This is a genomic window from Mesorhizobium dulcispinae, assembly GCF_033977345.1.
GTDB classification, from domain to species: Bacteria; Pseudomonadota; Alphaproteobacteria; order Rhizobiales; family Rhizobiaceae; genus Mesorhizobium; species Mesorhizobium dulcispinae.
On record NZ_JAVIIY010000001.1, the window covers coordinates 438503 to 460656 of the forward strand.

15 protein-coding genes, 1 tRNA gene and 1 pseudogene are annotated in these 22154 nt (G+C 64.8%); 13 read left to right on the plus strand and 4 right to left on the minus strand.

Annotated elements, in window-relative coordinates:
- Nucleotides 1-3: 3 nt before the first annotated feature.
- From RFN30_RS01970 to bglA, 3 genes are all read left to right on the plus strand, one after another.
- Complete coding sequence (locus RFN30_RS01970; protein WP_320260454.1) at nucleotides 4-1632, plus strand: alpha-D-glucose phosphate-specific phosphoglucomutase; 1629 nt, start codon at nucleotides 4-6, stop codon at nucleotides 1630-1632.
- A gap of 172 nt (nucleotides 1633-1804) precedes the next feature.
- On the plus strand, nucleotides 1805-3805 hold the full coding sequence (gene glgX / locus RFN30_RS01975) for a glycogen debranching protein GlgX (RefSeq protein ID WP_320260455.1): 2001 nt from the start codon (nucleotides 1805-1807) through the stop codon (nucleotides 3803-3805).
- Nucleotides 3805-5448, plus strand: coding sequence for a beta-galactosidase BglA (bglA, locus tag RFN30_RS01980; RefSeq protein ID WP_320260456.1), 1644 nt, complete (start codon nucleotides 3805-3807; stop codon nucleotides 5446-5448). The genes glgX and bglA overlap by 1 nt, the downstream gene beginning before the upstream one ends.
- 8 nt (nucleotides 5449-5456) lie before the next feature.
- Here the strand turns inward: bglA and RFN30_RS01985 are convergent, their stop codons facing one another.
- Nucleotides 5457-7148: a pilus assembly protein TadG-related protein gene (locus RFN30_RS01985; protein ID WP_320260457.1), complete on the minus strand. Its 1692-nt coding sequence runs from the start codon at nucleotides 7146-7148 to the stop codon at nucleotides 5457-5459.
- A gap of 176 nt (nucleotides 7149-7324) precedes the next feature.
- Nucleotides 7325-7894, minus strand: coding sequence for a TadE/TadG family type IV pilus assembly protein (locus tag RFN30_RS01990; RefSeq protein ID WP_320260458.1), 570 nt, complete (start codon nucleotides 7892-7894; stop codon nucleotides 7325-7327).
- Between the two features lie 362 nt (nucleotides 7895-8256).
- Between RFN30_RS01990 and RFN30_RS01995 the strand changes: the two are divergent.
- From RFN30_RS01995 to RFN30_RS02010, 4 genes and pseudogenes are all read left to right on the plus strand, one after another.
- Nucleotides 8257-9402: pseudogene (locus RFN30_RS01995) on the plus strand (peptide ABC transporter substrate-binding protein); the annotation flags it as partial.
- Nucleotides 9403-9827: 425 nt separating this feature from the next.
- Nucleotides 9828-10751 carry an ABC transporter permease subunit gene (locus tag RFN30_RS02000; protein ID WP_320260460.1) on the plus strand — a complete coding sequence of 308 codons (924 nt, stop codon included), beginning with the start codon at nucleotides 9828-9830 and terminating at the stop codon, nucleotides 10749-10751.
- The gene (locus tag RFN30_RS02005) at nucleotides 10744-11868 is read left to right on the plus strand and encodes an ABC transporter permease (protein ID WP_320260461.1); all 1125 of its coding nucleotides are present in this window, start codon (nucleotides 10744-10746) and stop codon (nucleotides 11866-11868) included. The genes RFN30_RS02000 and RFN30_RS02005 overlap by 8 nt, the downstream gene beginning before the upstream one ends.
- A 1-nt stretch (nucleotide 11869) precedes the next feature.
- Nucleotides 11870-13486 (plus strand): ABC transporter ATP-binding protein, encoded by a 1617-nt coding sequence (locus RFN30_RS02010; protein ID WP_320260462.1) that lies wholly within the window; start codon nucleotides 11870-11872, stop codon nucleotides 13484-13486.
- Between the two features lie 23 nt (nucleotides 13487-13509).
- Here RFN30_RS02010 and RFN30_RS02015 read toward each other — a convergent pair whose 3' ends face one another.
- On the minus strand, nucleotides 13510-13908 hold the full coding sequence (locus RFN30_RS02015) for a hypothetical protein (protein WP_320260463.1): 399 nt from the start codon (nucleotides 13906-13908) through the stop codon (nucleotides 13510-13512).
- 204 nt (nucleotides 13909-14112) lie between these two features.
- On the opposite strand from RFN30_RS02015, the gene RFN30_RS02020 reads away from it, so the two are divergent.
- Genes RFN30_RS02020 through RFN30_RS02045 form a run of 6 tightly spaced genes read left to right on the plus strand, consistent with a single transcriptional unit; the run spans nucleotide 14113 to nucleotide 21851 of the window.
- On the plus strand, nucleotides 14113-14358 hold the full coding sequence (locus RFN30_RS02020; protein ID WP_320260464.1) for an acyl carrier protein: 246 nt from the start codon (nucleotides 14113-14115) through the stop codon (nucleotides 14356-14358).
- Between the two features lie 2 nt (nucleotides 14359-14360).
- On the plus strand, nucleotides 14361-15566 hold the full coding sequence (locus tag RFN30_RS02025) for an acyl-CoA dehydrogenase family protein (RefSeq protein WP_320260465.1): 1206 nt from the start codon (nucleotides 14361-14363) through the stop codon (nucleotides 15564-15566).
- 1 nt (nucleotide 15567) lies between these two features.
- Nucleotides 15568-16491, plus strand: a complete 924-nt coding sequence (locus RFN30_RS02030) for an amino acid--[acyl-carrier-protein] ligase (protein WP_320260466.1) — start codon at nucleotides 15568-15570, stop codon at nucleotides 16489-16491.
- Nucleotide 16492: 1 nt separating this feature from the next.
- Nucleotides 16493-17491, plus strand: coding sequence for a DUF1839 family protein (locus RFN30_RS02035; RefSeq protein ID WP_320260467.1), 999 nt, complete (start codon nucleotides 16493-16495; stop codon nucleotides 17489-17491).
- Between the two features lie 35 nt (nucleotides 17492-17526).
- Nucleotides 17527-20064: a glycoside hydrolase family 2 protein gene (locus RFN30_RS02040; RefSeq protein WP_320260468.1), complete on the plus strand. Its 2538-nt coding sequence runs from the start codon at nucleotides 17527-17529 to the stop codon at nucleotides 20062-20064.
- Nucleotides 20061-21851, plus strand: a complete 1791-nt coding sequence (locus RFN30_RS02045; RefSeq protein ID WP_320260469.1) for an alpha/beta fold hydrolase — start codon at nucleotides 20061-20063, stop codon at nucleotides 21849-21851. The genes RFN30_RS02040 and RFN30_RS02045 overlap by 4 nt, the downstream gene beginning before the upstream one ends.
- 212 nt (nucleotides 21852-22063) lie before the next feature.
- On the opposite strand, the gene RFN30_RS02050 is transcribed toward RFN30_RS02045, so the two are convergent.
- Nucleotides 22064-22140: transfer RNA gene (locus tag RFN30_RS02050), tRNA-Pro, on the minus strand.
- Nucleotides 22141-22154: the final 14 nt, after the last annotated feature.

A 22154-nucleotide genomic window follows, 5' to 3' on the forward strand; every position in this document is an offset into this window, starting at 1 on the left:
AGCATGATACGCACCGTCCCCACCAAGCCCTACACCGACCAGAAGCCCGGCACCTCCGGCCTGCGCAAGAAAGTGCCCGTCTTCCAGCAGGAGCACTATGCCGAGAATTTCATCCAGTCGATCTTCGATGCGCTGGAGGGTTTTCAGGGCAAGACGCTGGTGATCGGCGGCGACGGCCGCTTCTACAACCGCGAGGTCATCCAGAAGGCGATCGCCATGGCCGCCGCCAACGGCTTCGGCAAGGTGATGGTCGGGCAGGGCGGCATCCTCTCGACGCCGGCCGCCTCCAACATCATCCGCAAATACAAGACCTTTGGCGGCATCATCCTGTCGGCGAGCCACAATCCGGGCGGCCCGCACGAGGATTTCGGCATCAAGTACAATGCCGGCAACGGCGGCCCGGCGCCGGAGAAGATCACCGACGCGATCTTTGAAAAGACCAAGACGATTTCGAGCTTCAAGATCGCCGACATCGCCACCATCGACATAGACGCTATCGGCACCATCGAGGCCGGCGGCATGACCGTCGAGGTCATCGACCCGGTCAAGGACTATGCCGAGTTGATGGAGAGCCTGTTCGACTTCGATGCCATCCGCGCCAACTTCAAATACGGCTTCCGCATGCGTTTCGACGCCATGCATGCGGTGACCGGTCCCTATGCCAAGGAGATCCTCGAGCGCCGGCTCGGCGCGCCGAACGGCACCTGCCGCAACTTCAAGCCGCTGCCCGATTTCGGCGGCTATCACCCCGATCCGAACCTGGTGCATGCCAAGCACCTCTATGACGAGATGATGGGAGCCGACGCGCCGGATTTCGGCGCCGCTTCCGACGGCGATGGCGACCGCAACCTGATCATCGGCAAGGGCATCTTCGTCACCCCATCTGACTCGGTGGCGATGCTTGCCGCCAACGCGCATCTGGCGCCGGGTTACAAGGAAGGCTTGAAGGGCATCGCGCGCTCGATGCCGACCAGTGGCGCTGCCGACCGCGTCGCCGAAAAGCTCGGCATCGGCATTTACGAAACCCCGACCGGCTGGAAGTTCTTCGGCAATCTGCTCGACGCCGGCATGGCGACAATCTGCGGCGAGGAAAGCGCCGGCACCGGTTCCAACCATGTGCGCGAGAAGGACGGGCTGTGGGCCGTGCTTTTGTGGCTCAACATCCTCGCAGTGCGCGGCGAGAGCTGTAAGGACATCGTCACCAAGCATTGGGAGACCTACGGCCGCAACTATTACTCGCGTCACGACTATGAGGAGGTCGAGACCGAGCGGGCGAACGCGCTGGTCGACGAGTTGCGCGCCAAGCTCGGCTCGCTGCCCGGCACCAGCGTGCGCGGCATGACAATCGCCAGCGCCGACGACTTCGCCTATCACGATCCGGTCGACGGCTCGGTGAGCAAGAACCAGGGCATCCGGATCCTGTTCGAGGGCGGCTCGCGCGTCGTCTTCCGCCTCTCCGGCACCGGCACATCCGGTGCGACGCTGCGCGTCTATATCGAGCGCTACGAGCCGGACAAGGCGAGGCACGACCTCGACACGCAGGAAGCGCTGGCCGATTTGATCGCCGCCGCCGACGACATCGCCGGCATCAAAAGCCACACCGGCCGCAACAAGCCGAGCGTGATTACTTGAGGGTGGCGGGACGCCTCTCTCCTTCTCCCCTTGTGGGAGAAGGTGGATCGGCGCGCAGCGCCGAGACGGATGAGGGATGTTGGCCGGAGCGCAGCCGGCGCCAAGCTGGAGCACCCCTCATCCGTCGCCTTCGGCGACACCTTCTCCCACAAGGGGAGAAAGGGGAGTTCGCATGACCTCGCTCGGCGCAACCGTCATCGAGAACGGCATCCACTTCGCCGTCTGGTCCTCTTCAGCGCGGCGCCTATTGGTCTCGATCTTCGACGATACCGGCACACGCGAAATCGACCGCCTGGAACTCAACCCGGAAGGCGAGGGCGTGCATGCGCTCTTCGTCCCAGGTCTTGTCGCCGGCACACGCTACGGCTTTCGTGCCGACGGCGACTACGCGCCAGAACGCGGCTTCTGGTTCGATCCCGACAAGCTGCTCGCCGACCCTTACGCCGTCGAGATCGACCGGCCGTATCAATATCATTGGCGGCTTGCCGCCAAACGCAACGAAGGTGCAGACACCGCTTCCCTGATGCCGAAGGCCGTGGCGTGCAACTTGCCGCAGCCGCTATCGATCCAAACGCCGCTGTTCCAGCCCGGCGGCCTGATCTACGAGCTCAACGTCCGCTCCTTCACCAAGCTGCACCCGGACGTCCCCGAAGCCCAGCGCGGCACCATCGCGGCGCTCGCCCATCCTGCCGTCATCGAGCATCTGCAGCGTCTCGGCGTCTCCGCCGTCGAACTCATGCCGATCACGGCGTCGATCGACGAGCGCCATCTGCCGCCTTTGGGCTTGAGCAACGCCTGGGGCTACAATCCCGTCACCTTCATGGCGCTCGACCCGCGCCTCGCGCCAGGCGGTCTTGTGGAATTGCGCGACACCGTCGCGGCTCTGCGCAACGCCGGCATCGGCACCATCCTCGACCTCGTCTTCAACCACACCGGCGAAAGCGACCGGCTCGGGCCGACACTGTCGCTGCGCGGCCTCGACGCGCAGGCTTATTACCGGCACATGCCGGATGGGCGGCTGGCCAACGACACGGGCACCGGCAACACCCTCGCCTGCGACCATCCGGTTGTGCGGCAGATGGTGCTCGACACGCTGCGCCATTTCGTTCGCCATGCCGGCGTCGACGGTTTCCGTTTCGACCTGGCGCCGGTGCTCGGCCGAATCGATGGCACGTTCGATCCCGATGCGCCGCTGCTCCAGGCCATCGCCGGCGATCCCGTGCTCGCCGACCGGGTGCTGATCGCCGAGCCATGGGACATCGGTCCGAACGGCTACCAGCTCGGCAATTTCCGGCCGCCCTATCTGGAATGGAACGACCGCTACCGGGACGATGTCAGGCGCTTCTGGCGCGGCGATGCCGGCGCGATCGGCGCCCTGGCCACCCGGCTTGCGGGATCGTCCGACGTGTTCGGCAGGACAGGTCAGCCGGTGAGCCGCACGGTCAATTTCATCGCCGCGCATGACGGCATGACGCTGGCCGACATCGTTACCTACGAGCATAAGCACAACGCGGCCAATGGCGAGCACAACCGCGACGGCCATAACGACAATCTGTCATGGAACAACGGCGTCGAGGGCGAGACGGATGACGTGGAAATCGCCAGGGCCCGCTTCGGCGACCAGTGCGCGCTGCTTGCGACGCTCTTTGCTTCGCGCGGCACCATCATGCTGACCGCCGGCGACGAATTCGGCCGCACGCAAAAGGGCAACAACAACGCCTACGCGCAGGACAACGCCTTCACCTGGCTCGACTGGGCCCGCCGCGATGAGGCGCTGGAGCAATACGCCGCATCGCTCTCCGCGATGCGGCGGGCATTCCCGCCGCTGTTGGACACGCATTTCCTGACTGGAGAGCCGCCCTACGGTTCCGATGTTCCCGACGTTGCGTGGCTGACAGAGACAGGAGCGCCGCTCGGCGAGGCCGACTGGAACGACCCCGCGCGACATCGCCTCGTCATGATACTCGGCGATAGCGGGGGCGGCCGCCTCGCCGTCTTGGTGAATGGCGACCGCCGCCAATGCGTCTTCACCTTGCCGCTGCGGGACGGCTACGAGTGGCGTCCGGCGATCGAGGCGGAGGCGATCGACCTTGCGCGGCCGCTGCCCGGCCGCAGCGTCAATTTCATGATCGAGCGCGGGATCGAAACCGCCCGCGCCGGGAAGGGTTCGTAATGGCTGGTGAGAATGCCGAGTGGTGGCGCGGCTGTGTGATCTACCAGATCTATCCGCGCTCCTTCCAGGACACGACCGGCGACGGCAGCGGCGATCTCAAGGGCATCACCGCGCGGCTCGCCCATGTCGCTTCGCTCGGCGTCGATGCGGTCTGGCTCTCGCCTATCTTCAAGTCGCCGATGGCCGACATGGGCTATGACGTGTCGGACTATCGCGACGTCGATCCGATGTTCGGCACGCTCGATGATTTCGATGCGCTGGTCGCCGAAGCGCACCGGCTCGGCCTGAAGCTGATCATCGACCAGGTGATTTCGCATTCCTCCGACAGGCACGAATGGTTCGTCGAAAGCCGCGACGGCCGCGACAATGCCAAGGCCGACTGGTATGTCTGGGCCGACGCCAAGCCCGACGGCAGCGCGCCCAACAACTGGCAATCGCTGTTCGGCGGCCCGGCCTGGGAGTGGGACGCTACCCGCCGGCAGTATTACATGCACAACTTTCTCGCCGCGCAGCCGGACCTCAATTTCCATACCCCGGAAGTGCAGGACGCGCTTCTCGACACGGTGCGCTTCTGGCTGGAGCGCGGCGTCGACGGCTTCCGGCTGGACACCGTCAACTACTATGTCCACGACCGCTGGCTGCGCGACAACCCGCCGCTGGCTACAAGCGTCGCCGGCACCAACGGCGCCACCACCACCTACGCCTTTCAGGAGCATCTCTTCGACAAGACGCGCCCTGAGAATCTCGACTTCCTGAAACGCTTCCGCGCGCTGCTCGACGAGTACCGGGACCGCGCTGCGGTCGGCGAGGTGGGCGATGAAGACCGCTCTTTGCAGACGCTCGCCGCCTACACATCCGGCGGCGACAAATTGCAGATGTGCTACACCTTCGACCTGCTCGGCCCGCAATTCTCAGCCGCCCATGTGCGCGGCTGCGTCGAGGCTTTCGAGAACGCCGTTGCCGACGGCTGGGTCTGCTGGGCATTCTCCAATCACGATGTGGTACGCCATGTCAGCCGCTGGACGCGGCCTGGCGAGAACCCGGATGCCGTGGCGAAATTCTCGATCGCGCTGCTTTGCTCTCTGCGCGGCTCGATCTGCCTCTACCAGGGCGAGGAACTGGGGCTGGAGGAGGCCGAGCTTGCCTATGAGGACCTGCGCGATCCGCTGGGCATCCGCTTCTGGCCGGGCGTGAAGGGCCGGGACGGCTGCCGCACGCCGATGGTATGGGAGGCAGAGGCGGAAAATGGCGGCTTCTCCACGGCCAAGCCCTGGCTGCCGGTGCCGTTGGCGCATCGTGGCCGTGCGGTCGACGTGCAGAACGGCGAGGGCGGTTCCGTGCTCGCCGCCTATCGTTCGGTCCTTGCCTTGCGCAAACGCCACCCGGCGCTGATCGCGGGCTCGATCCGGTTTCTCGAAGCAGAGGGCGATGTGCTGGCTTTCATCCGCCAGCACGAAGACGAGAAATTGTTGTGCGTCTTCAACTTCGCCGCTGAGCCGGCGAACTGGACGCTGCCGGCCGAGATCAGGGACGTCGAGATAACGGCTCTTGCCGTTGACGTCGCCGGCGTTCTTGGCGGTGTTCTCGAAGAGATTGCGCTGGCACTGCCGCCTGTGGGTTGCTACGTCGGTAGAATTGGCTGACAGCCAGCCTATTGGACGAGCACCGAGCGTCCGCAGACGGCGCCGGTCACCTGCACATCGGCCTCGCCGACATGGACGCCAAGCGCCGCAAGCACATTGTAGACCAGGTCGTCGACCGGCGCGGTCACCCCATTGAGCAGCGTCGTCACCGCCGGCTTCACCGTGCCGAGCAGGGCGGAAACGTCAATGCCGAGGCCGAGTGCGTTGACCGACAGCGACAGGTTGTTCACCAGCGAGGTGGCGAGCGACTGCGTCAAGTTCTTCGTCGACACCGTCTTGATCGTCTTGTTGGCGATATCGGTGGCGCTGAAGGTCAACGTCGTCGGCGCCATGTTGGTGACCGAGAAGGCTGACGATCCCTTGATTTGCAACAGATTGAGGTTGATCAGCAGCAGCTTGAGGCTGACATCAGCGATGTCGGCGTCGCTGAAGGATTGCAGCTTGCTGAAATCCGCGAAGCCGCTGGCGTTGCTGTCGGCAAGATGCGCTGAGACGACTCCGGGCTGCGCGGCGATCGAAACCTTGATGCTGGAGGGGCCGGTCGGGCAGCTTATGTCGGTCAGCTTTGCTTCGGCATAGGCGACCTCGACATCGAGCGGCAGGTTGACCGCGAGCAGCTTGATGCCGCCGCCGAGGTCCGGCGTGCCGACCGTGACGCTGGCGTTGAGCTTGATGCGGGTCTGCGCCGTGCGCACCACCGTGCCCAGTTCTCCTACAGCCAGCCAGGGAGAGTTCTGCATCGGCTCGCCGATGGCGATCTGGAGCGTCGTCGATGTCAGCCCGGGTATGGTTGCCCCGAGATTGACGTCAACCTGGTTGGTGCCGTTGGCCAAAGCCGCGGCTGCCGTCAGCATGCTCATGGCGCTGGCGTCGACCGAAAGCCCGGCGGGCTTCTGTCCGAGGCCGAGGCTGCCCACCGAGCCGAGGTCGACCAGCTGGCTGAGCGGGATCTTGACCGTATTGGTGGCGCTCGAGGCCATGGTCTGCAGCGCGAGCTTGGCCGTCCGGTCAAGTCCGGGCACGTTGGCCATGGCTGTGGCGATCTGGCCGATCGTTGCTTTCGAGGCAAGCACGTCCGAATAGGTCACGCCGGTCAGGTGCAGCTGCGTCGCCAGCGCATCGGTGAAGGACAGCACGTCGACATCGGCCGAGATCAGCGAATTGTAGTCCATCACGCTGAGCGAGATGTTGCCGCCGAGGAGCCCGCCGAGCAGCGCGTTGAGGATGCCGCCATTGACGCTGGCCAGCCGCGATCCGACCGAGAACGCCGCTTCGGGCTGGGCGCTGGCGGTGGCTGTCGTGCCGATCACCGGCGGCGCCATCATCGAGGCGGCGAAATAGAGCGTGCCCAGCTTCTTCAGCGACACCTGGACGGCGTTGTAGGGCAGCTTGCCTGCTTCGAAGCGGCTGCCGGCCGCTATGGAACTGACCCCCGAATAGCGTCCGGGCACGACCTGCACGACCGCCTTGCTGCCGGTCGGCGCGATGGCGGTCCCCTGTTGCTGCACGGCGACGGATGTGATTCCGTTGTCCTTCAGCGTCGTCAGCACCGCTTGCTGGGCATTGTTGATGTTGGCGGCGGCGGTGATCGCGGCGAGGTCGACGATCGATTGCGCTGCGCGGCGTTCGTTGTAGAGCGAGCCCTCGTCGACGGCGAAGGCGGTCAGCGCCAGCGCCACCGGCGTGCAAAGCGCGGTCATGACCGCGAAATTGGCGCGCCGGTCGGCGATCAGCCGTCGCGCCGCGGCCGCGAGAGCAATTCCAGGAAAAGTGTGTAACGGTTTTCCGTCCGGAATTGCGTCAGAACGAACAGATAGAGCGGTCTTGCGTTTCCGGGAAACGATGAACCGCTCTAGTCCCCCCTTGGAGCTACACATCATATGCCCCCGACCCGGATCGTCGATTGACGCTGGATCGTGGTGCCCGGCAGCGGCAGGTTATGGAACAGGTTCCAGATCGGTAGGTTGCGCGCGTCATAGCTGACCGAGACGACGAACTGGCTGCCGTCTACCGCGCTGTCCTTGGCGTCGACCGTCAGCTTTTGCGGGTCGACAAAGGGATAGCCCTGGACGTCGTGGTTGATGAAATCGGTGACCAGCGCCTGCCTCTCCGTCTGGTTGAGGCCGGCAATTGCCGTTCGCGCGGCGTCGGCGGCGATCTGCTGGACCGAATGGCTGGCACCAAAATAGATTCCGTATGCAACCATTCCGAGCAAGAGCAGGATGAAGATCGGCGCCAGCATGGCGAATTCGACCGCCGACGTGCCCGCGGCGTCAGCCCGGAAACGGAACCAAGGAGCGAGGAATTTTCGGTTCTTCAGCATGGTCCGGAGAATGCCAAAACCTGCTTGCAAAAACTGAAAACGGCTGGAACAACCGAAAGATGCACCAAGTTGAATGGAGTGATTAAATATTAGAGTTCGCTGTTTTAGCAGAGTGATGCTCACTCAACGTCAAGCAGCGGGCAGTTGAAATAAGATATTCCTCTGTCTAGTCTCCCGCCACCAGCCGCCGGAAGGGACCGGCGGCACGCTCAAAAGGAACCCGTTGAACGGTTCCGGGGCGTTAACACTCAAGGCGTGGTTGAGGGGCCGCGTCCAAAGGGAGAAACTTCATGCTGAAAAACCTGCTGAAGGCGACTGTGTTCGCCACCACCATGGCCTTGGCGACCGGCGCCTTCTACACGCCGGTCTTCGCCGAGACCGTCTACAACCGCGGAGCCGCCGCCGAGGCCGAGACGGTCGATCCGCACAAGACGTCGACGGTCTACGAAGCCGATATTATACGCGACCTGTTCCAGGGCCTCGTCATGCATGACCAGAAGACGAACCTCATTCCGGGCGCCGCCGAAAGCTGGACGGTGTCCGACGACGGCACTGTCTACACCTTCAAGCTGCGCAAGGACGGACTCTGGTCGGATGGCAGCCCGGTGACGGCGGACGATTTCGTCTATTCGTTCCATCGGCTGGAAGATCCGGCCACCGCTGCAGAGTACGCCTCGATGCTCTATCCGGTGAAGGGCGCCGAGGACTTCAACACCAAGAAAGGCAAGGCCGAGGACATGGGCGTGAAGGCGGTCGACGCCAACACGCTGCAAGTAACGCTGAAGGCGCCGACGCCTTATTTCCTGGAGATGCTGACGCACCAGGCGACCTATCCGGTCAACAAGGCTTCCATCGACAAGCTCGGCGCCGACTGGATCAAACCGGGCAAGCTGGTCTCCAACGGCGCCTATACGCTGGCGGAGTGGGTTCCCAACGACCATATGAAATTGGCCAAGAACCCGAAGTTCTGGGACGCCGCGAGCGTCAAGCTCGACGTGGTCAACTACATTCCGACCGAGGATCGTTCGTCGGCGATGAAGCGCTTCGAGGCCGGCGAACTCGACAGCTATGGTGACCTGCCGACCGAACAGCTCGCCGATCTCAAAACCAAATTCGGTGATCAGGTCCGTGTGGGGCCATATCTCGGCACCTATTATTATGCGGTCAAGACCGACAAGGCGCCTTGGGACAATGTCGAGCTGCGCACCGCCATCTCGATGGCGATCGATCGCGACTTCCTCGCCGAGAAGGTGTGGCAGAACTCGATGCTGCCCGGCTATTCGATGGTGCCTCCGGGCATCGAGGGCTACACGCCGGCACTGGCCAAATACGCCGACATGTCGCAGATCGACCGCGAGGATGCGGCCAAGAAAGTCCTGGAAAAGCTAGGCTATACACCCGAGCATCCGTTGAAGATGGAGATCCGCTACAACACCTCGGAGAACCATAAGAACACGGCGGTCGCCATCCAGGAACAGCTGAAGCCGCTCGGCGTCGAGGTGACGCTGCTCAACACCGACACCAAGACCCACTACAGCTTCCTCGAGCAGAAGGGTAATTACGACGTCGCCCGCGCCGCCTGGATCGCCGACTACAAGGATCCGGAGACCTTCCTCGGCATCTCGCGCAAGGCGAGCGGCAACAACTATTCGAACTACGACAGCCCTGCCTATGAAGCCGCGATGGACAAGGCAGCCGCCGCCGGCGGCAAGCCTGAGGAGCGCATGAAGGACCTCGCCGCGGCCGAGCGCATCCTCGTCGACGATGTCGGCCAGATCCCGCTGCTCTACTACAGCTACCACGACATCGTTTCCTCGAAGCTGCATGGCTTCGACGACAACGTGATGGACATTCATCCGTCCCGCTTCATCTCCAAGGACTGACAGAAACCTTGGCCGTACCGCCGCTCTCTTTTTGGGAGCGGCGGTCGCGGTCTGTCGTCGTGCCGGGCCGAAAGTCGGATTGGATTTTCAGGCTACCCGGTGCGAAGATCAGAGATGCCAGCGCGCCACGATCTCGTCTGGAGAGCCGTCGCCCTGGCTGAAGCGGGGCGCCGATGCTGCGTTATGTCTTCCGGCGGCTGTTGACCGCCATCCCGACGCTATTCGTCATCGTGACGGTGGCGTTCTTCCTGATCCGCGTCGCGCCAGGCGGCCCGTTCAACCAGGAGCGGGGCTTGAGCCCCGAGATCAGGGCCAATCTCGAAGCCCAGTTCGGCCTCGACGATCCGCTCTGGCTGCAATATGTCCACTATCTCGGCAATCTTTTGCGCGGCAGTTTCGGACCGAGCTACAACCTGCCGGATTTCACCGTCACCGAACTCTTCGCCAAGGGCCTGCCGATCTCGGTGCAGATCGGTACCTCGGCCCTGGTGCTGGCGCTGATTCTGGGCTCGATCCTCGGCACGATCGCGGCGCTCAACCAGAATAAAATAGCCGACTATTCGGTGATCGCTTTAGCCACCGCCGGCAGCACCATCCCCACCTTCGTCACCGCGCCGGTGATCCAGCTCGTCTTCGGGCTTTCGTGGAAGCTGTTGCCGATCGGCGGCTGGGGTGACGGCGCCTTCATCAACAAGGTCGGGCCGGTGCTGACGCTTGCCTTGCCGCAGATCGCCATCGTCGCCCGCCTGATGCGCGGTTCGATGATCGAGAGCCTGCGCTCGCACCATATCCGCACCGCCCGCGCGCTCGGCCTGTCGGACTGGTCGGTGGTGGTCAAGCACGCGCTGCGCGGCGCCGTCCTGCCGATCGTCTCCTTCACCGGTCCGGCGGCGGCGGCGCTGCTCACCGGCTCGATCATCGTCGAGACCATCTTCTCCATCCCGGGCGTCGGCCGCTATTTCGTCGATGCCGCCCTCAACCGCGACTATACGCTGGTCATGGGAACCGTGGTGGTGATCGCGCTCTTCACCATCGTCTTCAACCTGATCGTCGATCTCCTCTACGCGGTCGTCGATCCGAGGGTGCGCTATGACTGAGCTCGCCGTCGCCGTTCCGGAGCCTATCGTCGGCCGCTCGCTCTGGGGCAATGCCTGGGCGCGGCTGAAGCGCAACCGCGCCGCCATGTTCAGCCTCTACTATCTGGCCTTCATTGCCGTCATCAGCGTGTTCGGCCCGATGGTCGTGCCGCATGATTACACGACCATCTACGGAGACTATGTGCGCACGCCGCCGAGCCTGTCGGCCTATCCGAAGCCTGACATGCTCCAGACCGCGCTGACCGACGCCATCAAGCGTATGCGTGTCGACATCAAGGAATGGCATCAGGACGGCAGCCGCGTGATCGTGACCGTCACCTCCAAGAAGCCGGTCGACGACCGCAACATCCGCTATCTCGACCGCTCCGACGCCTTCGACGACACCAAAATCGAGAGCAAGTCGCCCGACGGGCTCGAAGTCACGATGAGTTCCGCCATCAAGCAGCAGTATTTCCTCTTCGGCACCGACAACACCGGACGCGACCTCTTGTCCCGCACGCTGATGGCCGGGCGCATTTCTTTAGCCATCGGCCTGCTTGCCGGCGTCGTCGCCGGCGTCATCGGCGTCATCTGTGGCGCGACGTCCGGCTTTGCCGGCGGCAGGGTCGACGAGGTGATGATGCGTATCGTCGACGTGCTCTATTCGCTGCCCTTCATCTTCTTCGTCATCATGCTGGTGGTGTTCTTTGGTCGCAACTTCGTGCTGATGTTTTTGGCCGTCGGCGCGGTGCTGTGGCTCGACATGGCGCGCATCGTGCGCGGCCAGGCGCTGTCGATCCGCAGGCAGGAATATGTCCAGGCCGCCGAAGCGATGGGTGTCGGTTATCGCGGCATCCTTGTGCGCCACGTCATCCCCAACCTGCTCGGGCCGGTCGTCATCTACATGACGCTGCTGGTGCCGCAGGTCATCATCCTGGAAAGCTTTCTCTCCTTCCTCGGCCTCGGCGTGCAGGAGCCGATGACCAGCTGGGGCGTGCTGATTTCCGTCGGCGCCAAGAACATCGGCTACGCCAACTGGCTGCTGTTGTTCCCGGCCTTCTTCCTCGTCTCGACGCTATTCGCGCTGAACTTCGTCGGCGACGGCCTGCGCGACGCGCTTGACCCCAAGGACCGCTGACATGACCGCCGAAACGATCCTCAGCGTCAAGGACCTGCGCGTCCGCTTCCAGACCCTCGACGGCACGGTCGAGGCGGTCAAAGGCATCAACATTAAGGTCAATGCCGGCGAAACGGTCGCCGTCGTAGGCGAATCCGGTTCCGGCAAGAGCCAGACGATGATGGCGGCGATGAGCCTGCTTTCCTCCAACGGCGAGGCCACTGGCCAGGTCGACTATCGCGGCCGCAATCTTCTGGAGATGACGAAGAACGAGCTCAATAAGGTTCGCGGCCGCAAGATCAGCATGATCTTTCAGGAGCCGATGACCTCGCTTGACCCGCTCTACACCATCGGCAACCAGCTCATCGAGCCGATCCGCCGGCACCGCGGCCTGAACGCGCAAGCCGCGCGTGAAGAAGCGCTGAAGCTGTTGCGACTGGTGCACATCCCCGATCCCGAGCGGCGGATGAAATCCTATCCGCACGAGATGTCTGGCGGGCAGCGCCAGCGCGTCATGATCGCCATGGCGCTGGCCAACGATCCCGACATCCTGATCGCCGACGAGCCGACGACGGCGCTCGACGTCACCATCCAGGCGCAGATCCTGATGCTGCTCGCCGAGCTGCAACGCAAGCTCGGCATGGCGATCGTCTTCATCACCCACGATCTCGGTATCGTGCGCCGCTTCGCCGACCGGGTCTATGTCATGCGCCAGGGCGAGGTGGTGGAGGAGGGCGATGCCGAGGCGCTCTTCGCCAATCCGCAGCATGCCTACACCAAGATGCTGCTCGCGGCCGAGCCGACCGGCACCAAGGCGCCGCCACCTGCCAATTCGCCTATGCTGCTCGAAGGCCGCAATGTCGAGGTCGTCTTCAAGATCGGCGGCGGCTTCCTCGGCGGCGAGCCGCTTATGCTGCGCGCCGTCGACAAGATCTCGATCCGGCTGAAGCGCAACCAGACGATCGGCATCGTCGGCGAGTCCGGCTCCGGCAAGTCGACGCTCGGCCGCGCGCTGCTGAGGCTGCTCCCCAGCGACGGCGTGATCCGCTTCGGCGATCGCGACATTTCTGAAGCCGACCGCCACGCGATGCGGCCGCTCAGGCGCGAATTGCAGCTCGTCTTCCAGGATCCGTTCGGCTCGCTGTCGCCACGCATGACGGTCGGCCAGGTCATCACCGAAGGACTGCTCGTGCACGAGCCCTCGCTGACCGGCAAGCAGCGCGACCATCGCGCCGTCGAGGCGCTGCGCGAGGTCGGCCTCGACCCCAACGCCCGCAACCGCTACCCGCACGAATTCTCCGGCGGCCAGCGCCAGCGCATCGCCATTGCACGCGCCATGATTCTGAAACCGAAAGTCGTGGTGCTGGATGAGCCGACCTCGGCCCTCGACCGTTCGGTGCAGAAACAGATCGTCGAGCTCCTGCGCAAGCTGCAGGCCGATCACCAGCTCTCCTATCTCTTCATCAGCCACGACCTGGCGGTGGTGCGCGCCATGGCCGATTACATCATCGTCATGAAGCAAGGAAAGATCGTCGAGGAAGGGCCGACTGAAGAGATCTTCGGCAATCCCCGCGAGGCCTACACGCAGACGCTGATGAACGCGGCGATCGATACGGCGCGGTTCAGGATAAGCGCATAGGACCGCCACCGGCGGCTGCTAGCTCATTGCGAGGACGGGCACCTTTTTTTCCTCGCCGCGATGATCGCTTGCTGCTGTTGCTGCAACCGCTCGATCTTGGCCGTGTCACGATTGGCCACCACCGTCTTCACGCGCTCGCCGCCGAGCAGCCAGCTCGGCAAGCTGGTGTTGGCGACCTTGCCGCGGCTGATGGCGGTTCGCGAGATGTCGGTGGCGGTGTCGCCGAGCGCGCTGTTGAGCGCGGCGCAGCTCATCTTGTCGTATTTCCCCGGATCGATCGACGCGACGGTCGATGAGCAGCTGGCGCCTGAAAGGGAGACACCAATCAAGGTCAACGGCAAGAGGGCCCCGAACTTCATACTCTTACCCGGTTTCGCCGTTCCAATGGTCCAGCACCTCTCGAAGGGGAGCAGGGCGACCATTAGGCCAAAGTGAGGGTCCGTTGTCGATCATTTATCTGTTCGACTTATCCATTGCGGCCGGGCCGGAGTGAAAAGCCGTAAAATTGTACAGCGGTCCGTTACCGATCCTTAGGCATGGTTGAAACTGACCGGCGGTATTAACGCCATGGTTGCGCTGCTTCTGCGATATTGCCGCTGCACAGCAAACGCAAGGGCGGGGCCTCCATGATCGACCAGATTCGCTCGCTGCTCGAGCAGCATCCGATGATTCCGCTGAATTTCGGCACGCTCGCCGACGACGCCAATCTCTACGACGCGGGCCTGACCTCCTTCGCCTCGGTGCAGATGATGCTGGCGCTCGAAGAGGAGTTCGACATCGAATTCCCCGAGACGATGCTGACGCGGCGCACCTTCTCTTCGCTGGCCTGCATCGCCGATGCCGTTTCGCAATTGACGCGCAAGGCGGCGTAGCCATGAACGTGTTGAGAAAGATAGAGGCGGCCCCGCTCACGGAGGCGCCGGAAGCCGCAACTGAACGCATGCGTCGCGTCGCCGAGATCGCCGCCGGCCATGCCGATTCCGTCGACAAGGAAGGCTGTTTCCCGGCGGAAACGATCGAGGCGCTGAAGCGCGAGCGCCTGCTCGGCGTGGCGATCCCGGTCGAGCATGGCGGCGAGGGGCTCGGCACGTTGCAGATCGCCGACCTCATCGTCCAACTCGGCCAGGCCTGCGGCTCGAGCGCGATGATCTATGCCATGCATCAGATCAAGACGTCGAGCTTCGTCACGCATGGCGGCGCCAGCGACTGGCATCGCGCCTATATGCGGCGTATCGCCGACGAGCAGCTTCTGATGGCTTCCGCGACGACCGAGGCCGGCATCGGCGGCAATCTGCGCAATTCGATCTGCGCGGTCGAGGTCGCCGACGGTCGCTTCGCGCTGACCAAGGAAGCCACCGTCATCTCCTACGGCAACTATGCCGACGCCATCCTCGCCACGGCGCGGCGCGCGCCCGATGCGGCAAGCTCCGATCAGGTGATGGTGGTGATCCCCGCCGACGGCAACCGCACGCTCGAACGCACGTCGGTATGGGACACGCTCGGCATGCGCGGTACCTGCTCGGACGGCTTTCATCTCGTCGCCACGGGCGACGCGAGGCAGATATTCCCGAAGCCGTTCTCCGAGATCGCGGCGCAATCGATGCTGGCCAGCTCGCACATCTTCTGGGCGGCGACCTGGTTCGGCATCGCCGCCGACGCCTTCAATCGGGCGCAGGCCTTCGTCAAGGCGGCGGCGCGCAAGCAGCCCGATGCCATGCCTCCGGGCGCGTTGAGGCTGGCCGAGGCGGCAGCCCTTTTGCAGGAGATGAAAGGGCACCTGACGGCCGCCATCCATCGCTTCGAAGCGGCTGCGGGCGACGATGACGCGCTGTCTTCGATCGGCTTCGCCGCCGAGATCAACGCGCTGAAGGTCGCGGCCAGCGAGAAGGCCGGCGCCGTGGTGCGTCTGGCCATGCTGGTCAACGGCATCCTTGGCTACAAGAACGGCACGCCGTTCAGCGTCGGCCGGCACCTGCGCGATGTGACCTCCGCGCCGGTGATGATCTCCAACGACCGCATCCTTTCCAATACTGCGACGCTCATGCTGATGAGCCGCTTCGACACCGGCCTGGGGGGCTGAGATGGACGCCAAGACATTCGACTCCAAGTCGCTGCTCGACAGCCTGTTCGAGAACGGCATCCTGTTCGAATCCGGCATCGACGGCCTTTATGGCCGTTCGGGCGCATTCGAGGAGGTGATCGAGCGGTTCGAGCGTCTCGTCACCCGGCTCGGTGCGCCCGACGAGGCCACCCGCATCCATTTTCCGCCGGGCATGAACCGCGCGACGCTGGAGAAGAGCGGCTACATGAAGAGCTTTCCGCAGCTTGCCGGCTGTGTGCATTCCTTCATGGGCGGCGAGCGGGAGCATGCGCAACTGCTCGGCATGATGGCGGATGGCGGGGACTGGACGGAGTTGCAGAAGGCGACGGACGTCGCGCTGACGCCGGCCGCCTGCTATCCGCTCTATCCCACGATCGCCGCGCGCGGCCCGGTGCCGGCGCAGGGTCTGCTTTTCGAGCTCTCCTCCTACTGCTTCCGCCACGAGCCGTCGAAGGACCCGGCGCGCATGCAGCTCTTCCGCATGCGCGAGTTCGTCAAGATCGGCACGGCCGAGCAGGTGCGCTCGTTCCGCGAAAGCTGGCTGAAGCGCGGCAGGGCGATGATCGAGACGCTCGACCTGCCCTGCGAGGTCGATCTTGCCAACGATCCGTTCTTCGGCCGCGGCGGCAAGATGATGGCCAACAACCAGCGCGACCAGGGCTTGAAATTCGAGCTGCTGATTCCGGTGACCAGCATAGAGAAGCCGACCGCCTGTTTGAGCTTCAACTATCACCAGGACCATTTCGGCCGGACCTGGGGCCTGAAGTTCGCGGACGGGGAGTTCTGCCATTCGGCCTGCGTCGGCTTCGGGCTCGAGCGCGTGGCGCTGGCCCTGTTCCGCCATCACGGTCCGGACACGGACGCCTGGCCGGCGGCGGTCCGCGACGTGCTGTGGAGCGTGTGAAATGCTGAGAGCTATCGCCGGCCTCGATCCGGCCGGCTACCGGCCGCACTGGCTGCACGATCCGGAACGGCGCTGGCCGCAGACCAATTGCTATGTCGATCTCCTGATCGAGGTTTTGCGCGCGACCGGGCACGATCCGGTCGCGGCGCTCGGCTTCACCGTGGCGCAGGATTTCGAGGGTGACCAGTTCACGTTCTTCAAGTTCCCGACCGCCGACCTGCAGAGGCTGGCCGGACTGGACATCCAGGAACTGGCGGTCTTCGACCGGCTGGAGACGCATGTGCTGGCGCAAGTCGAGCTCGGCCGGCTGCCGCTGGTCGAGGTCGACGCCTTCTACCTGCCCGACACCAAGGGCATCACCTATCGCAGCGGCCATTCCAAGACCACGGTCGGCATCAATGCGCTCGATCCCGAGGGGCGGCAGATGCACTACTTTCACAATGACGGCTACTTCGCGCTCGAGGGCCAAGACTATGACGGCATCTTCGGCCAATGGGATGGTGTGTCGGCCGGCGGCCTGCCGCTGTTTCCTTACGCGGAATTCGTGAAGCTCGACGCCACGCGCCCGGCCCGTGACGCGGTCGGTACAGCGGCGGCGCTGCTCGCGCATCACCTGAAACGGCGGCCGAAGCGCAATCCGCTCGGCGCCTATGCGGACGCGTTCAGCCGTCACGCTGAAACGCTGGCGACTCGATCGCCGGACTATTTCCACACCTATGCCTTCAACACGCTGCGGCAGGTCGGCGCGAATTTCGAACTCCTCGGCAGCCATCTCGAATGGCTGGGGCTGCACGGCGAAACCTGCCTGGCGGAAGCGGCGCAAGCCGCCGGCGACATTGCCGATGGCGCCAAGGTCATGCAGTTCAAGCTTGCCCGCGCGATGGCGCGGCAGCGCTTCGACGGCCTGGCCGACGCAATCGCGCCGATGGCGCAGGCCTACGAAACGGTGATGGACGTGCTGGACGCCAGTATGGCGGGTGTCGCCTCCAAGGCGGCCTAGGGCCGGCCGAGGCGCATTTGAGCATAGGTGGGGTAATGGACGCCACGGTGTCGATCGCCGGCACTGCCGGATTGCTGGACCGGGGCTGGCGGATGGCCATCTCGTCGGCCGGCGCCTGGGCTTCGCCGGATGATATCGACGCAAGCGCCGAATGGCTGGACGCGGCCTGTCCCGGCACCGCGGCGGGCACGCTGGAAAAGCATGGCCGCTGGGACCGCAAGCAGCCAACCCCGCTGCACGACCGCGATGTCTGGTACAGTCGCAGGCTCGATGCGACCGGTCCGGTGCGGCTGGTGTTCGAGGGGCTGGCGGCTGTCGCCGAGGTCTGGCTTGACGACCGGCTGCTGCTCACTTCGACCTCGATGTTCGAGCGCCATGAGGTCGCCGTAACCCTTTCAGGCGGCGAGCGGCTTGCCATCGGCTTTCGCAGTCTCGACCGCCATCTGGAAACGGCGGCCGGTCCACGCGCCCGCTGGCGTCCTCGCATGATCGACGATCAGCGCCTGCGGCTGGTGCGCACGACCCTGATCGGCCACATGCCGGGCTGGTGTCCGAACTTCGATATCGTCGGGCCGTGGCGTCCTGTCAAGTTGATCCGCGAAGATGGCGGCCAGCGCATCCTCAATGCGGACATGCGCGCCGAGCTCGACGGTACGACCGGGCGTCTTGCCGTTGCGATCACCCTCGCCGAACCCTTCGACGATGCGCAAACGGCGCATGTCAGCTGTGCTGGAGTGCGCGCGCACCTCAAGGCTGAGACACCCACCCGGCTGACGGCGGAATTGGCCATTGCCGATGTCGCCCCATGGTGGCCGAACAGTCATGGCGAAGCGGCGCTGCACGATGTGACGGCGACGCTCGGCACGGTACGCAGCCGGTTGGGTCGGGTCGGATTCCGTCGCATCGAGATCGATCGCGGCGCCGACGGGCGCGATTTCCGCCTGGTCGTTAACGGCGTGCCGCTGTTCTGCCGCGGTGCGGTCTGGACGCCCTCCGACCCTGTGCGGCTGCCATGCGGACAGGCCGAAATCGAGCCCGATCTCGACCTCGTGCGCCGAGCCGGCGTCAACATGCTTCGGGTCGGCGGCACCTTCGCCTACGAGGGCGATACCTTCCACGAGTTGTGCGACGAGATGGGCATTCTCGTCTGGCAGGACCTGATGCTCGCAAATTTCGACTATCCGGCGAAAAGCGAGGCCTGGCGAGCGGCTCTGACGCGCGAGGCGGAAAACCTGTTGAGGCGGCTCCGGCATTCGCCGTCGCTGGCGGTGCTGTGCGGCGGCAGCGAGGTGGCGCAGCAGGCTGCAATGCTCGGCATGCCGGCGGCAATGGATCCGACGCCTTGGTTCGATGATGTCGTGCGTCCGGCCGCGCAGGCGATCCTGCCCGATCTCGCGCTCGTGTCCTCGTCGCCCTCCGGCGGCAGCCTGCCCTTCGCCGCTGATGGCGGCCCGACGCACTATTATGGCGTCGGCGCCTATTGCCGGCCGCTGGAAGACGCGCGTCGCGCGGAGGTGCGTTTCGCCAGCGAGTGCCTCGCCTTCGCCAACGTGCCGGAGCAGGCGATGCTGGATGAGCATCTGCCCGTCCCGCCGGGCCACGATCCGCGCTGGAAGGCCGGCGTGCCGCGCGACGCAGGTGCGTCGTGGGATTTCGAGGATGTCCGCGAGCATTATCTCGAAACGCTGTTCGGCGTCGATGCGCGTCGCCTGCGCATGGAGGATCCGGCGCGCTACCTCGACCTCTCGCGCGCCGTCACCGCCGAAGTGGTCGAGCGCACGATCGACGAATGGCGAAGACCAGCCTCGCCGACGGCGGGTGCGCTGCTGTTCTTCTGGAAGGATCTGCGCCCGGGCGCGGGGTGGGGCGTCGTCGATTCCACCGGACGGACGAAATCGGTCTGGCATGCGCTGAGACGCGCCTTCGCGTCGCTCAGGCTGACGCTGAGCGACGAGGGCGTCAACGGGTTGGGCGTCCATCTCGTCAATGACGGGGCAAAGGCCGTCGAGGCGACGCTGTCGCTTGCCTGCCTGCGCGATGGCGTCACCCCGGTGGTTACGGCGCGCCAGCCGGTCACCCTGCAGGCGCGCGGGGCACAATCCCTGTCAGCGTTCTCGCTGCTCGGCGCCTTCTTCGACCTGTCTTATGCCTATCGCTTCGGCCCGGCGGGTCATGAGGTGACCGTGGCAAGGCTGGAAGGCCGCGACGGCGAGATACTGGCCGAAGCCTTTCATGTGCTTCCCGGCGCCATGGTCGCGCGACGCGATGTCGGCCTGTCGGCGCGGCTGGTGCGCGGAGAAGACGGCTGGCGCCTGCGGCTCGCCTGCAGGCGCGCCGCCTACCATATCGCCATCAAGGATGGGCTATTCCTTCCGCGCGAGAACGGCTTCCACCTGATGCCGGGCGCAGTGAAGGACATTGGGCTGGACGGTCCGGCCTCTGCCACGCCGGCCGGCGTCGTGACGGCGCTGAACGGCGATCGCGACGTGGCCTACTTTGCGCCGCAGGCGGACAATTCAGAAACCGGGGCAGAGATCATGCGGGTGCTGGAGCCTGCCGGGAGCATGGCATGAAGGGGATAGTCTTCGCCGACACGATCGGCTGGCTTCATGAAGGCAAGGGCACCCGAGGGCGCGGCCGGGGCGTCGTCATCGCCGGGGCGCATGGCCACGAGGACCTGTGCAGCCGCCGTTTCCTGAGGCTGCTGGCCGACAAGCTGACCGAAAACGGTCTGGCGGCGCTGCAGTTCGACTATCCCGGCTGCGGCAATGCCGCCGGGGATCATTCAACGCCAGCTCAGGTGCAACGGTGGACGGGGAGCATAGGCGCTGCGATCGATCGGCTGAAGCGGGATTGCGGCGTGGCGGACGTCATTCTGGTCGGCTTCCGGCTCGGTGCTTTGCTGGCGCCGCTGGCGGCGGCCGGACGCGACGACGTGGCCGGTCTTGCGTTGCTCGCGCCGCCGTCCTCCGGCAAGGCCTATGTCCGCGAGATCACGGCCATGTCGCGCATGATCGACGCGCCGCTGGCCAGCCGTTCGGCGGGCGAAGGGCTTTTCACCGAGGGGCGCGAGGCCGCCGGTTTCCGGATTTCGCATGAGACGCTGGCCGATCTTTCGGCGCTCGATTGGCGGCGTGCCGTGGCAAGCCTTCCATCCCTGCCGATGCTGGTGCTTACGAACGGCAAGCCCCTTGCCGCCGACGAAATTCGTGGCGATGGGGTATGCGAGGCCGATATCACCACGGCCGAGTTCGATGGCTATCCTCTGTTGATGTGCGACCCGACCGCCAACCGGATTCCGGCCGCCGCTCTCGATTGCTGCGCGGCCTGGATGACCGATCATGCCGGCGAAGCGGTCGCAGGAAAGGCCATGCCGCGCTATGCCTCGCAGATCCTGGATGGTCCGCACTACACGGAAGAGCCGGTCCTGATCGGACCGGAACCGATGATCTGCGGCGTGCTTTGCCGGCCGCGCGGACGCCAGGCTGCGGCCGAGCCGGTTATCTTCCTTAATGCTGGCGGCGTGCCGCATGTCGGTTGGGCGCGCGGCACGGTAGAAGCGGCGCGGGACCTTGCGGCGGAAGGCGTCGCTTCGCTGCGTGTCGACCTGCCCGGACTTGGCCTCAGCGATCAGACCGAGGAAGGGCGCCTGTTCCTTTATGACGGGCGTACGCGCCATGATGTCAGCCGGGCGATCGGCTGGATGGAACGAGCCGGCTACCCTGCCGTCGGCCTGGTCGGCACCTGCGCCGGCGCATTCCAGGCTTTTCATGCCGCACGGGCCGATCGGCGGGTGCGGGCGCTGACCATGATCAACCCGCTCTGCTTCGCCTGGAACAGTTCCTACGCGCTGGAGATGGCGGTCTGGAAGACTTACGAGACGTCCAGGGCCGTGCTCGGCCAGAACGCCGCCGGCATGCAGGAGGGCCGCGAGCCGGCAGGCCCGACATGGCGCGGGATCGCTTCGCGCCACACCAGGCTGGTTGTCCGGCGCGGGCTCGAGGCGATCAAGTCCACGGCGTCGATGCTGCATCCGGCCGCTCTATTGGGACAGCGGCGGGTGGAACGCTGGATGCGCGACCTATGCGGCCGGGGCGTGCGGGTTCTCATGGTGACCTCGGAAGGGGACCTGAGCCTGAAGGAGATCGCCCGCCATTTTGGCTCGGAGGAGGAGCGGCTCGACAGCATTCGCGGCGTGACCAGGGTCTCGCTGCCGAATGCCGACCACACGCTGACGCCGTATCACGCACGGCGCGCCGTGATCGCCCGCCTGATCGATCATGGCGGCATCAGGCGCGACGGCCACGCTCGTCCAGAGCCGATGCGCGCGACGACAAGCCCGTCCTTCCTGGCGCCATAGGTCGCCATGGCAGTGCGGCGGTCGTGTCCGGTTTGAAAACTCTCGAAAGCGTTTGTGCGTCTGCCCGGTCGCGCCGGGCCGCCGCGCGGCTTCGCCCGGAAAAACAGCAAGGCCCAACTGGGGCGTGAGACACGCCATATTCCGCCATTGCTCTTTGTGCGGAAACCGACCAAGCCGTTGAACTGTCAGCGAGATTTCGGGAAGCTTCGGACTGGTCGGAGTGGCAGGATTTGAACCTGCGACCCCATCGTCCCGAACGATGTGCGCTACCAGACTGCGCTACACTCCGTGACCAGACGGCGG

What these genes read in the sequence shown, in the direction of transcription:
- RFN30_RS01970 (WP_320260454.1), top strand. Translation starts at nt 4, where the DNA reads ATGATACGCACCGTCCCCACCAAGCCCTACACCGACCAGAAGCCCGGC.
- glgX (WP_320260455.1), top strand. Translation starts at nt 1,805, where the DNA reads ATGACCTCGCTCGGCGCAACCGTCATCGAGAACGGCATCCACTTCGCC.
- bglA (WP_320260456.1), top strand. Translation starts at nt 3,805, where the DNA reads ATGGCTGGTGAGAATGCCGAGTGGTGGCGCGGCTGTGTGATCTACCAG.
- RFN30_RS01985 (WP_320260457.1), bottom strand. Translation starts at nt 7,148, where the DNA reads ATGACCGCGCTTTGCACGCCGGTGGCGCTGGCGCTGACCGCCTTCGCC.
- RFN30_RS02000 (WP_320260460.1), top strand. Translation starts at nt 9,828, where the DNA reads ATGCTGCGTTATGTCTTCCGGCGGCTGTTGACCGCCATCCCGACGCTA.
- RFN30_RS02005 (WP_320260461.1), top strand. Translation starts at nt 10,744, where the DNA reads ATGACTGAGCTCGCCGTCGCCGTTCCGGAGCCTATCGTCGGCCGCTCG.
- RFN30_RS02010 (WP_320260462.1), top strand. Translation starts at nt 11,870, where the DNA reads ATGACCGCCGAAACGATCCTCAGCGTCAAGGACCTGCGCGTCCGCTTC.
- RFN30_RS02015 (WP_320260463.1), bottom strand. Translation starts at nt 13,908, where the DNA reads ATGGTCGCCCTGCTCCCCTTCGAGAGGTGCTGGACCATTGGAACGGCG.
- RFN30_RS02020 (WP_320260464.1), top strand. Translation starts at nt 14,113, where the DNA reads ATGATCGACCAGATTCGCTCGCTGCTCGAGCAGCATCCGATGATTCCG.
- RFN30_RS02025 (WP_320260465.1), top strand. Translation starts at nt 14,361, where the DNA reads ATGAACGTGTTGAGAAAGATAGAGGCGGCCCCGCTCACGGAGGCGCCG.
- RFN30_RS02030 (WP_320260466.1), top strand. Translation starts at nt 15,568, where the DNA reads ATGGACGCCAAGACATTCGACTCCAAGTCGCTGCTCGACAGCCTGTTC.
- RFN30_RS02035 (WP_320260467.1), top strand. Translation starts at nt 16,493, where the DNA reads ATGCTGAGAGCTATCGCCGGCCTCGATCCGGCCGGCTACCGGCCGCAC.
- RFN30_RS02040 (WP_320260468.1), top strand. Translation starts at nt 17,527, where the DNA reads ATGGACGCCACGGTGTCGATCGCCGGCACTGCCGGATTGCTGGACCGG.
- RFN30_RS02045 (WP_320260469.1), top strand. Translation starts at nt 20,061, where the DNA reads ATGAAGGGGATAGTCTTCGCCGACACGATCGGCTGGCTTCATGAAGGC.